An 11,764-nucleotide genomic window follows, 5' to 3' on the forward strand; every position below is an offset into this window, starting at 1 on the left:
GGTGTCGCATGGTTGCCCGGCGGCGCTTCGCTTGCCGGGCCTACAAGGACAAAGGCGGATTTCGTAGCCGCCACCACATCACCGCCGACGCTGCCACACCCACAGCGCCGCTATCGCCACCGCAAACAGCCCGCCAAACCCGACGCCAATGCCCACCACAGGTACGCCCACCTTCACCGCCAGCGAGTAAAGGCCGAGCATCAGCAGCATGGCGGCGTTTTCGCCGAGATTCTGCACCGCGATGGCATTTCCCGCGCCGACGGTATGCTTCCCGCGCTCCTGGAGCAGCGCGTTCAGCGGCACCACAAAGAAGCCCCCGCAGATCCCCATCAGGAAGAGCAGCGCATAGGAAGGCAACAGCGCATGTTGCAGGGCGAAGATCAACACCACCAGACCGATCAGGACCCCGGCAGGCATGCAGCGGGCAACGGTTTGCAGCGTAACCAGCTTCGCCGCGGCCCCCGCGCCCAGCACGATCCCCACCGCTACCATGGCGTTGAGATAGGTCGGCGTGGCGTTATCGGTGATGCCCAGCGCCGTCGGCACCCAGAGCACCAGCAGGAAGCGCAGCGTCACCCCTGCACCCCAGAACATGCTGGTGCCCATTAGCGAGAAACGGGTTTCGCCGTTACGCCACAGCACGCGACAGGCGTTAAAGAAGCTGGCGGTCATCGGCGTAAAGCGCCAGGACTGCCCCGGACGCGCCGCCGGCAGTTTCGGGATAAACAGGTTGGCAATCACCGCCCCGCCATACACCACGGCACAAACCCCCAGCGCCGCCAGCACGTGCCAGTCGGCCAGTACGCCACCGGCTACCGAGCCCAGCAGGATCGCCGCAATGGTGGAGGCCTCCATCAGCCCGTTGGCTTTCACCAGCTTATCGCCAGTGGTGAGTTCACCGAGAATGCCATATTTAGCCGGGGAGTAGGCTGCCGCCCCGACGCCCACCAGCGTATAGCCTACAAACGGATTGACGCCAAAGCAGATACTCGCCGCTCCCAGCAGTTTCAGGCTGTTGGCAAACATCATCACCCGCCCTTTGGCGAAGCTGTCCGCCACCTGGCCGACAAAAGGGGCAAAAATGATGTAAGCGCCCACAAACACCATCTGCAGGATCGGCTGGCTCCAGTCCGGGTAAAACTGGGATTTGAGCAGCGCCAGAGTGGCAAACAGCAGTGCGTTATCACCAAAGGCAGAGAGAAACTGGGCGGCGATAACCGCCATCATCCCTTTCGACCAGATGGATGTGTTAGTGGGTACTGACTCACTCATCATGCGGCTCCGCCTGTTCAACCATGCCTTTCAGGGTGACAAAATCCGGCTTACCACTGCCCAGCACCGGAAGTTGCTTGAGATAACGAATATCACGCGGCACGGCCAGCTCAGGGATGCCATGTTCGCGCGCCTGTTGCAGAAGTCGCTCGCGTTTCAGCTCGCTGTCGGTAGTAAAGAGCACCAGGGCTTCACCTTTACTGGCGTCGGCCTTCACCGCGGTGGCGTGCATTTTGTCAGGGGATACCCCCAGCGCCAGCTGCTCCACCATCTCCAGCGAGACCATTTCACCGGCGATTTTGGCGAAGCGCTTCGCCCGCCCCTGGATCTGCACGTAGCCCTGGTCATCGAAGCGCACGATATCGCCGGTGTCGTACCAGCCGGTCTCCACCTCGCCGTTGGCGTTTTCAGCCGTTGGCGCTTCCAGCACGCCCGGATTTTCGACCCGCAGATAGCCGTTCATGATGTTCGGCCCTTTCAGCTGCAGACGTCCGCCCTCTTCAATGCCCGGCACAGCAAGCAGACGGGCATCCATTCCCGGCAGAATGCGTCCTACCGTTCCCGGTTTGGCCGCCATCGGCACGTTAATAGAGACCACCGGCGCGCACTCTGTGACGCCGTAGCCCTCCAGAATGCGCAGGCCAAATTTATCCTGCCACAGCTGGCGGGTGCTCTCCTGCAATTTTTCCGCTCCGGCTACCACGTAGCGCACGCGATGGAAATCATACGGATTGGCAAAGCGGGCGTAGTTGCCGAGGAAGGTCGAGGTGCCGAAGATCACCGTACAGTTACGGTCATAGGTCAGTTCCGGTACGATGCGATAGTGCAGCGGGCTCGGGTAGAGGAACACTTCGGCACCGGTCAGCAGCGGCGTAAACAGTCCCACCGTCAGGCCAAAGGAGTGAAACAGCGGCAGCGCCGACATAAAGCGATCCCGGGCGGTAAAGTCGGCGATGGTCTTTATCTGCTCGACGTTAGCCAGCAGGCTTTTATGGCTATGAACCACCCCTTTCGGGTTCCCCTCCGAGCCGGAGGTAAAGAGGATCACGGCGGCATCTTCCGGCTGCTGTTTTACCTGCGCCAGGTGCGGCATCAGCAGGTGAGCAAAGATCCACAGCTTATCGCCGAGGGTGACTTCCGCCTTAAGATCTTCCAGAAAGACCCAGCGTACCTGAGTAAGCTGCTCCGGCAGATGCCAGAGTTTGCCTTTATCAAGAAACGTGCGTGAGGTGAAGACGGTGTTGATCTGCGCGGCGGTGAAAGCGCTGCTGAGCCCTTTCACCCCTGCGGTGTAGTTGAGCATGGCCGGGACACGGCCACGGGAGACGGCGCCAAAGATCACCGCCGCGCTGATCCCGGCGTTCGGCAGCATCAGGCCAATCTTCTCCCCTTGCTGGCTGTATTTCTCAAGAATTCGGCCGACAAACAGCGTCTTGGTCAGCAGCTTGCGATAAGTATCAGGCGCAAAATTAATGTCATCGATACAGTTTTTCTTCGCGCCATAACGGTACATCGCCGTCAGCAGCGACTCATACAGCGTTTCACGCGGACGCACCGCCATCCGGGCTTCCATCATGATCTGATGCAGCATCTCCCCGGCGATCTTACGTCGGTCGCGGGCGCGGGATGCATCGGGCATCGGCAAGGTGGTTGGCGGCAGCAGATGCAGGGTAATACGCGGGAACAGGCGCTGCTTCACCAGCCCTTTCAGGCGGCTGAAAAAGGTGAGTTCTGCGCCTTCAATGCGCACCGGCACCACAGTGGCGCCCGATTTCGCTGCCACAAAGCCCGCGCCGTCATAAATTTTCATCAGCGAGCCGGTGATGGAGATGCGCCCTTCCGGAAAGATCACCACCGGGCGTCCCTGCCCGATCAGTCGCACCAGATGTTTGATCATCATCGGTTTGGTGGGATCGAGCGGAACGAACTCAATCACGCTCGACAGCCAGCGCATGTACCACTGCTGGCTGATGGAGGTGTAGACCGCAAAGACCGGGCGCACAGGTAAAAACAGCGCCAGCAGAATGCCGTCAATAAAAGAGACATGATTGGGGGTAATAATAACGCGTTCTGCGTGCAGAGCCTGGGTGTCGCCAGTCAGACGGACGCGAAAGAGGATACGAAACAGCGTGCGGAAAAACCCAAATAACATTTCAACTCCCTTTGCCTTTCAATTAGCCGGGTTACGGTAAATTGTGGCAGATTACACGAGAAGTGCGGTGGGAGCGACAACCGGATAGAGACAAAAAAAAACCTGCGCATCTGCGCAGGTTGGTGCAAGAGATGAGTACGCAGTACGTACTAAGAATTCTCACCAATCAATACCTCTGGGATCTTGATTGTGGCGCCGGGCAATCCACTTCACCAGCGCAAAAAAGCAAGGGAATGAGCCGAAGTGCAACCAGGTGTGAATTTTATCGATAGCTGTTACATGTTGAACAACAAGCAAAAAAAACCTGCGTAAGAACGCAGGCTGGTGTAAAGCGTGTCAGTTAACCCGGGGTCAACTTCACCTATCAATACCTCTGGGATCTCAAATGTAGCAACGCGGCCCAAACCCCTGCCAGCAGACAATCGCAACAGCCTGAGGCAAAGTGTAACCAAAGATTCAAATTCACCCTCTTCTGTCACGCTTCGCTGTGTAACGATTACACCGTTTCCGCCAGCGTTTCTCACCTTTGTGAATTGCCTCACCGCCCTACGCTTGAATACACCTCACTTTTCCGCAACACTATTGAGTGTGTAAACGCTTACCCTAACAAGAAGGTAGAGAATGGCGACAATAAAGGATGTGGCCCGACTGGCGGGTGTTTCCGTCGCCACGGTTTCACGTGTGATAAACAACTCCCCAAAAGCCAGTGAAACCTCCCGCCAGGCCGTGCTGACTGCCATGGAATCCCTGAACTATCACCCCAACGCCAACGCCCGCGCGCTGGCTCAGCAGTCCACCGATACCGTCGGGCTGGTGGTGGGCGATGTCTCCGATCCCTTTTTCGGCGCGATGGTCAAAGCTGTCGAGCAGGTCGCCTACCAGACCGGCAACTTTCTGCTGATCGGCAATGGCTACCACAACGAGCAGAAAGAGCGTCAGGCGATTGAGCAGCTGATCCGCCATCGCTGCGCGGCGCTGGTGGTGCATGCCAAAAAGCTGCCGGATGAGGAGCTGGTGCATCTGATGAAGCAGATCCCCGGCATGGTGATTGTGAACCGCATTATTCCCGGCTATGAGCAGCGCTGCGTGGCGCTGGACGATCGCTACGGCGCCTGGCTTGCCACCCGCCATCTGATCCAGCAGGGACATACCCGTATTGGCTATCTTTGCTCCAACCACCCCATCTCCGACGCCGAAGATCGGCTGCAGGGTTATTACGATGCGCTGCGCGAGAACGACCTGCCCTGCAACGATCGCCTGGTCACTTATGGTGAACCTGACGAGCGCGGCGGCGAGCAGGCGATGACCGAGCTGCTGGGACGCGGGCGTAACTTTACGGCGATCGCCTGTTACAACGACTCGATGGCCGCCGGGGCGATGGGGGTGCTGAACGATAACGGCATTGACGTGCCGGGAGATATTTCGCTGATTGGCTTCGATGACATTCTGATCTCCCGCTATGTGCGACCGCGCCTGACCACGGTGCGCTACCCTATCGTCACCATGGCGACGCAGGCGGCGGAGTTGGCGCTGTCACTGGCGGATAAACGCCAGCCGCCGGAGATCACCCACCTGTTTAGCCCGACGCTGGTGCGCCGTCACTCCGTTGTGCCGCCGGCAGAGTCCGCCAGCGAGTAGCGGTAGAGGTGGACGGTTTTGTCCGGGTATTCCAGTCCGTCGCCGATATAGTGCCAGCCGTAGCGCTCATAAAAATCGCGGCAGGCAGACCAGAGATGCAGTTCGCTAAAGCCGCTCTCTGCGGCGTAGCGCTGAACATGCTGCTGTAATTTCCCCGCCAGTCCCTGTCCGCGCGCCGCGTCGTCCACATACAGCGCCGCCAGCCAGGGATGGAGATCCTGACGGGTAATCAGGTCGCAGCGCCATAACCCCACCGTGCCGAGCAGGCGTTTCCCTTCGGTAGCAATAAAGGTGAGCGGCAGCGCACCGGGGGTCTGGCTGTGGGTCACGACGCTTGTAAAAAACGTCCGAGGCACACCGTCACCAAAGGCCTGCCACAGCCAGTCAATCACCTGCTCCGCATGTTGCGGAGCCGCGTACAGCGGTTGAATAATCACATCAGCTTCCCCTGGAAAAGGGAAACCGAATCAAACAGATAGCCGTCAAAGTCCGGGGCATCCTCGTCGGAGAGTTCCAGCAGGCTCTTTTTGACATTTTCCAGATGCTGAAACATGGCCTGCCAGGCGCCCATGACGTCGCGACGGCGCAGGGCGGCGAGGATGGTTTGTCTGTCGCCCAGCCACTTCAGGCGATACGCCCGACTGGCGATATGGGCGTTGAACTGTTGCCAGAGCGGGCTACTGTCCATGTGATGCCAGATGCTTTCGACGGTGGCCAGCAGCATCTGATTCTGCGTTGCCCCCGCCAGCACCAGATGGAACATCTTGTTGTTGTCCTGGCTGTTATCGTTGGCGGCAATCGCCCGCTGCTCTTGCTCGATGATGCGGCGCAGGTTATCGATGTCCGCCCGGGTCGCCATCTTCGCAGCAAAGGCGGCAATGTTACTCTCAAGCAGCTGGCGCGCCTGCAAAATCTCGAACGGGCCGACGTCGCTGTGAAAGAAGCGCTCTTCCTCGTTCTCATGCTCTTCAGGAATGCGCATCACGTAGACGCCGGAACCCTGACGAATATCCACGGTGCCCTGTAGCTCCAGCATCAGCAGCGCCTCCCGCACGATGGTACGGCTGACGCCGTAGGTTTCCGCAATGTTGCGCTCCGGCGGCAGACGTGAGCCCACGGGATAGTGCCCCTGGACGATCTGGGCGCGTAAATCCTCGCCAATCTCCTGGTACTGCTTCTTTTCCGCCGGGACGACAGCCTTATCCACGTTATCACCTGTACTGAGAGTTAATGCGCGGGCCGGGCAGCTTCCCGGCCAGTTTGTGCCCTATGTTACCAGAAGCGTCGCACTCTTCGCCTACTTCCATTCATCATCAATGGTCAGGGTCAGCACGCGCTTATCGCGCAGTTGCCGGAACCAGCTGGCCGATTTTTTGGGGCGTCGGGCGCGGTTGTCCGCCAGATCGATCTCAATCAGGCCGTAGCGGTTTTTAAAGGCGTTCATCGGCGAGACGTTATCGGTGAAGGCCCACAGCATGTAGCCGTGGCAGTTGGCTCCCTCCTCCCGCGCCAGCAGCGTGTAATAAAGGTGCTCGCTGATGAAGTTGATGCGGTAGCTGTCCTCGATGATGCCATCGCGGTTACGGTACTGGCCTTCGTTTTCCACCCCCATCCCGCTTTCGGCCACGAACCAGTCGATATTGCGGTAGTCGTTTTTGATGCGCATCGCCATGTCGTAGATGATGCGCGGGGCGATCTCCCAGCCGCGGGAGGGGTTCATCCTTCGCCCCGGCAGGTCAAACGGCTCGTAGTAGTATGCCGGATGGAACGGCGTCTCGGGGTGCCAGGCCCGGGACGGCGCCTTCACCCGATGCGGGTAATAGAGGTTGATCCCCAGCTCATCGACGGTGTTCTCCGCAATCAGGGCCAGTTCGTCATCGTTGTACTCCCACCGCACCTGATGTTTTTCCAGCAGGGTGAAGAGTTCCTGGGGATAACGCCCATGCACCAGCGGATCGAGGAATACCCGGTTGTAAAACAGATCGTAGATCTCCGCGGCCTTGATGTCGTGGGCGGCCCGGGAGCGGGGATAAGTCACTTCCGGGTTGAGGATACAGCCTACGCTGCCGCTGTAGCCTTTTTCGCGGAACAGCTTCACCACCTTCGCCGTCGCCAGCACTTTGTGGTGGTTCCACTGCATCCAGGTATGGGTGTTCTGCTCATAGGGCCAGCGCAGGGCGTCGAGGTATACCCGGGTCTGCACCACTATCGGCTCGTTGAAGGTAAACCAGCGCTTCACCACGTGGTGATAGCGGGCAAAGACCTTTTCAGCATAGCGGGTGAACAGCTCGACCACATGCTTCGACGCCCAGCCGCCGTAGGTTTCCAGCAACGTACCCGGCAGCTCGTAGTGTTCGAGGCAGATCATCGGCTCAATGCCCTGACGATGCATCTCGGTGAACAGGGCGTCGTACCAGGCGGCGTACTCCTCGTCCACTGTGGCATTTTCGTAGTCGGTGAGAAAACGCGACCAGTTGATGGAGGTGCGGTAGTGGGTCAGCCCCGCCTGCTTCATGAGCGCCACATCTTCCCGGAAGCGGTTAATAAAGTCGGTCGCCACCGCCGGGCCGTAGCCGTTGTGCCACACCTGACGATCGTTTTTGTACCAGAGATCGATCCAGGAATCCTGCCCGGCTTTTTTGCCGCTCCAGCCCTCGGTTTGCCAGGCGGAGGCCGCGGCCCCAAGGATAAACCCCTCGGGGATAATCATCTGTTTAATGCTCATGCGTTATTCGTCGCCTCCTGGTTCGCGGCCTGTTGCGCGGCCTGCTCTGCCCGGCGTGAGGCGATCTTCACAAACGGCAGATAGATCAGCACGGCGGTGATAATACAGACCAGTTGGGTTACGACCGCGCCCATCGACCCGGCGGTAGAGAGCCAGGCGTTGATCAGCGGCGGCGTAGTCCAGGGCACCATCACGACCGCTTTGCCGGCAAAACCAGTGACGGTGGCGAAGTAGCCGATGGTGCCGGTCACCAGCGGGGTGATGATGAACGGGATCGCCAGAATCGGGTTGAGCATGATTGGCATACCGAAGATCACCGGCTCGTTGATGTTAAAGATCCCCGGGCCGATGGAGAGCTTGGCGATCTCCTTCATCTCTTTGCGTTTGGTGCCGATCATCACGGCGATGAGCAGACCGATGGTCAGACCCGAGCCGCCGATGCTCATATAGACATCCCAGAACGGCATGGTGATGATGTTCGGGATCTCTTTGCCCTGCTCAAAGGCGCTCATGTTGACGGTGATCGCCCCCAGCAGCAGCGGCTCGCGGATCGGCTTGATCATCTGATTGCCGTGGATCCCTATCACCCAGAAGAGCTGGGCCACGAACATCAACAGCAGGATCCCCGGCAGGCTTTGCACCACCCGCTCAAGCGGCTGCTGCACCACCTGGTATACCGCATCGTAGAGGTACATGCCGGTGAGCTGATGGAAGACAAAGCCGAAGGTGGCGATGGTGGTGGTGGTGATGATCGCCGGGATCAGGGCCGAGAACGAGGCCGAGACGTTTGGCGGCACGGTGTCCGGCATCCTGATTTTCAATCCCGGACGCCCCTCCAGCCAGCAGTAGATCTCCACCGACAGGATGGCGATAAACATGCCGAGGAAGAGGCTACGGGTATCCGAGAACTGGCGCAGGAGCACATCTTTTACCATGTGCATTTCGCCATCGACCATCATCTCAACGGTAGTCGGAGTGACGCAGATAAAGCAGATCACCGCCAGCAGCCCCGGGAACAACGACTTAATACCGTTGATGCGCCCCAGCTCAATGCCGATCAGGAACACGGCCCCGATATTGAGGAAGTTGAGCGTGGCGTAGTTCAGGGCGCTGGTGATCGGTTTCAGCGTGGCGAGAAACGAAAGCGGCTGAAAGCTGGCTAAGCCGTTTTTCGGATCCAGCACCATGTTGGATATCAGCACCGAAAATGCGCCAACAATGATGACCGGCATCAGGGTGATGAAGGCGGACTTTATCGCCATGATATAGCGATAACTGTTGAACTTCGTGGCGAAACTGCCCAGAGAGTTGATCAGTTTTTCCTGTAATGCCATGGGGTAATACCTCAGTAAAAGGGCCTTTATTGGGATTTAGGTGTTCAGCCGGCTTCTATTGGCATACCAAAAATAGCTTCTGGTGAAGATTTGTTCTGTGATTAAGCTCCCAACGCCGCCAGAGGTATCCCGGAGTATGAATTATCACCACTTTGGTATGCCACTTGTCGTTACTCCCTCATCTGTTGCCAGAAAGCGTGATCGTGGTGGGGGTTTCACCCTCCCGCCCGGCTTATGCCCCTGAACGTCTGTGATAAACTTCCGTGCATAACGTGGAAGCAGGAATAACGAATGGCAACAATGCTGGATGTCTCACTGCGTGCGGGCGTGTCGAAAGCCACCGTGTCGCGCGTACTGAACGGCACAGGTCAGGTAAAAGAGAGCACCCGTCAGCAGGTTTTTAACGCGATGGAAGAGCTGGGCTATCGCCCCAATTTCCTGGCGCGATCGCTGGCGAACCGGACCAGCAACAGCATTGGTCTGGTGGTCTCAACCTTTGACGGTTTTTACTTTGGTCGTCTGCTGCAACAGGCCTCAAGACAGACCGAAACGCACGGGAAGCAGCTGATTGTCACCGACGGTCACGACACCCCTGAGCGGGAAGAAGAAGCGGTGCAGATGCTGGCCGATCGCCAGTGCGATGCCATCGTGCTCTACACCCGCTACATGAGCGAAAAAGCGATCATGAAGCTCATCAACAGCGTGCAGATGCCGCTTATTGTAATCAACCGTGACGTCAGCCAGGCGCGGGAGCGCTGCGTTTTCTTCGAGCAGCAGGAGGCGGCCTTCAACGCGGTGGAGTACCTGATAAGCCAGGGGCACCGGGAGATCGCCTGCATAACCGTGCCGATCCACACCCCTACCGGCAAGGCGCGGCTGACGGGCTATCGCAAGGCGCTGGAGAAGCACGGCATTCCCTGGGATGAGAGCCGGGTGAAGTATGGCGATTCGGGGATGACGCGCGGATACGAGCTGTGTCAGGAGCTGCTGAATGAGAAGGTGGTGTTCAGCGCCCTGTTTGCCTGTAACGACGATATGGCGCTGGGCTCGTCGAAGGCGCTGCACCAGGCCGGGCTGCGCATTCCAGAGGATGTGTCGTTGTTCGGCTTCGATGACGCTCCGTGTGCGAAGTGGCTGGAGCCGGGGCTTTCTACCGTCTACCTGCCCATCGACAACATGATCACTACCGCTATCGATCAGGCCATCCGGCTGGTCAAAAACGAGCCGATCGAAGCGATCCCGCCCTTCACCGGCACGCTGGTGTTACGCGATTCGGTGGCGACGGGACCCTGGTGCGATCAGAACAGTTCGAGGGCGAGCAGTTCCTGAATGGTCTGGCGGCGGCGGATCAGGCGCGCCGCGCCCTTATCGAACAGCACTTCCGGCAGTAGCGGGCGGCTGTTGTAGTTAGATGACATAGACGCGCCGTATGCACCGGTATCGTGCAGCACCAGATAATCCCCCGGCACGACCGGCGGCAGCGCGCGGGTTTCCACTTTTCCGCCCTCCAGCTGGGTAAACACATCTCCGGATTCGCACAGCGGCCCGGCCACCACCGTCTCCACGAGATTGGCCTGAGATAAGTCGCGGCCATCGGCAGCCAGCGCCGAAATGTGGTGATAGCTGCCGTACATGGCCGGGCGCATCAGATCGTTGAAGCCTGCGTCAATCAGTACGAAATGACGGCTACCCATCGCCTTCACGCTGCGCACCTGCGATACCAGAACGCCCGACTCGGCGACAAGGAAACGCCCCGGCTCGATCTCAAGTTTTACCGCGTGGCCCAGATGCGCGGCGATTTTATCCCGCGCGCCATTCCAGAGGCCGTAGTAGTGATCGGTATCGATCGCCTCTTCCCCTTCGCGATAGGGGATCGACAGCCCGCCGCCCGCAGAGATCGCCTCCAGATCCTGACCAAACTCAATCACCTGGCGCACCATGGCGCCGCACACCTGCTCGAGATGGCCGTAGTCCACGCCGGAGCCGATATGCATATGAATGCCCACCAGCTTCAGGTTATAGCGTTGCAGTACGGTCAGTGCCGCAGGGAGATCGCTGTACCAGATGCCATGTTTGCTGTTTTCGCCGCCGGTGTTGGTCTTCTGGCTGTGGCCGTGACCAAAGCCCGGGTTAACCCGCAGCCAGACGCGGTGGCCCGGCGACACCTGACCGAGCTGCTCCAGCATGTCCACGGAACCGGCATTGACCGGGATCTGCAGCTCATGCACCCGGGCAAGCGTGGCGCTGTCGATCAGATCAGCGGTAAAGACAATCGCATCGCTGTCGATCTTCGGATCGTATCCCGCCGCCAGCGCACGCTCGATTTCACCCAGCGACACGGAGTCGACCTTGACGCCCTGCTCGCGCATCAGGCGCAGAATATGGATGTTGGAGCAGGCTTTCTGGGCAAAGCGCACCACGTCGAACTGATGCAGGGCGGCAATTTTGTCGCGGATGATCTGCGCGTCGTAGACCCAGACAGGGCAGCCAAACTCGGCGGGCAGGCGCAGCAAATTGTCGGCATTGAGATCGGTATCGGTGTTGTTCAGCGGGCGTGGCATGGTGCTCTCCGGAAAATCGATTTTCATTGATTACGCCACAGCGCGAAGAGAATAAAAAATATCGTTTTATCGCCACTCTATG

At 58.8% G+C, this 11,764-nt stretch carries 9 protein-coding genes; 2 read left to right on the forward strand and 7 right to left on the reverse strand.

From position 1 onward, the window contains the following. Nucleotides 1-78 precede the first annotated feature (78 nt). A complete protein-coding gene (gene lplT / locus ACOKCT_RS14195) occupies nucleotides 79-1,272 on the reverse strand; it encodes a lysophospholipid transporter LplT (RefSeq protein WP_114388371.1) in 1,194 nt (397 codons plus the stop codon). Further along, nucleotides 1,265-3,424 (reverse strand): bifunctional acyl-ACP--phospholipid O-acyltransferase/long-chain-fatty-acid--ACP ligase, encoded by a 2,160-nt coding sequence (gene aas / locus ACOKCT_RS14200; RefSeq protein WP_156655184.1) that lies wholly within the window; start codon nucleotides 3,422-3,424, stop codon nucleotides 1,265-1,267. The genes lplT and aas overlap by 8 nt, the downstream gene beginning before the upstream one ends. A 621-nt stretch (nucleotides 3,425-4,045) precedes the next feature. Between aas and galR the strand changes: the two genes are divergently transcribed. Continuing rightward, on the forward strand, nucleotides 4,046-5,062 hold the full coding sequence (galR, locus tag ACOKCT_RS14205) for an HTH-type transcriptional regulator GalR (RefSeq protein WP_103180972.1): 1,017 nt from the start codon (nucleotides 4,046-4,048) through the stop codon (nucleotides 5,060-5,062). On the opposite strand, the gene ACOKCT_RS14210 is transcribed toward galR, so the two are convergent. From ACOKCT_RS14210 to ACOKCT_RS14225, 4 genes are all read right to left on the reverse strand, one after another. Next, a complete protein-coding gene (locus ACOKCT_RS14210; RefSeq protein ID WP_103180973.1) occupies nucleotides 5,023-5,499 on the reverse strand; it encodes a GNAT family N-acetyltransferase in 477 nt (158 codons plus the stop codon). The two genes, galR and ACOKCT_RS14210, sit on opposite strands and share 40 nt — an antisense overlap. Beyond that, nucleotides 5,496-6,269 carry a GntR family transcriptional regulator gene (locus ACOKCT_RS14215; RefSeq protein ID WP_103180974.1) on the reverse strand — a complete coding sequence of 258 codons (774 nt, stop codon included), beginning with the start codon at nucleotides 6,267-6,269 and terminating at the stop codon, nucleotides 5,496-5,498. The genes ACOKCT_RS14210 and ACOKCT_RS14215 overlap by 4 nt, the downstream gene beginning before the upstream one ends. Before the next feature lie 90 nt (nucleotides 6,270-6,359). Then, complete coding sequence (locus tag ACOKCT_RS14220) at nucleotides 6,360-7,787, reverse strand: glycoside hydrolase family 1 protein (protein WP_420193591.1); 1,428 nt, start codon at nucleotides 7,785-7,787, stop codon at nucleotides 6,360-6,362. Next, the gene (locus tag ACOKCT_RS14225) at nucleotides 7,784-9,121 is read right to left on the reverse strand and encodes a PTS sugar transporter subunit IIC (RefSeq protein ID WP_420193592.1); all 1,338 of its coding nucleotides are present in this window, start codon (nucleotides 9,119-9,121) and stop codon (nucleotides 7,784-7,786) included. Before ACOKCT_RS14225 ends, ACOKCT_RS14220 begins: the two co-directional genes overlap by 4 nt. 291 nt (nucleotides 9,122-9,412) lie before the next feature. Between ACOKCT_RS14225 and ACOKCT_RS14230 the strand changes: the two genes are divergently transcribed. Beyond that, nucleotides 9,413-10,450: a LacI family DNA-binding transcriptional regulator gene (locus ACOKCT_RS14230; protein ID WP_180209068.1), complete on the forward strand. Its 1,038-nt coding sequence runs from the start codon at nucleotides 9,413-9,415 to the stop codon at nucleotides 10,448-10,450. On the opposite strand, the gene lysA is transcribed toward ACOKCT_RS14230, so the two are convergent. After that, the gene (gene lysA, locus ACOKCT_RS14235; RefSeq protein ID WP_103176845.1) at nucleotides 10,420-11,682 is read right to left on the reverse strand and encodes a diaminopimelate decarboxylase; all 1,263 of its coding nucleotides are present in this window, start codon (nucleotides 11,680-11,682) and stop codon (nucleotides 10,420-10,422) included. The genes ACOKCT_RS14230 and lysA overlap by 31 nt on opposite strands. Between the last annotated feature and the right edge of the window lie 82 nt (nucleotides 11,683-11,764).

The organism is Leclercia sp. M-A074-M, from assembly GCF_965195605.1.
Taxonomy (GTDB): domain Bacteria; phylum Pseudomonadota; class Gammaproteobacteria; order Enterobacterales; family Enterobacteriaceae; genus Enterobacter.

What these genes read in the sequence shown, in the direction of transcription:
- galR (WP_103180972.1), top strand. Translation starts at nt 4,046, where the DNA reads ATGGCGACAATAAAGGATGTGGCCCGACTGGCGGGTGTTTCCGTCGCC.
- ACOKCT_RS14230 (WP_180209068.1), top strand. Translation starts at nt 9,413, where the DNA reads ATGGCAACAATGCTGGATGTCTCACTGCGTGCGGGCGTGTCGAAAGCC.
- ACOKCT_RS14225 (WP_420193592.1), bottom strand. Translation starts at nt 9,121, where the DNA reads ATGGCATTACAGGAAAAACTGATCAACTCTCTGGGCAGTTTCGCCACG.
- lysA (WP_103176845.1), bottom strand. Translation starts at nt 11,682, where the DNA reads ATGCCACGCCCGCTGAACAACACCGATACCGATCTCAATGCCGACAAT.
- ACOKCT_RS14220 (WP_420193591.1), bottom strand. Translation starts at nt 7,787, where the DNA reads ATGAGCATTAAACAGATGATTATCCCCGAGGGGTTTATCCTTGGGGCC.
- aas (WP_156655184.1), bottom strand. Translation starts at nt 3,424, where the DNA reads ATGTTATTTGGGTTTTTCCGCACGCTGTTTCGTATCCTCTTTCGCGTC.
- lplT (WP_114388371.1), bottom strand. Translation starts at nt 1,272, where the DNA reads ATGAGTGAGTCAGTACCCACTAACACATCCATCTGGTCGAAAGGGATG.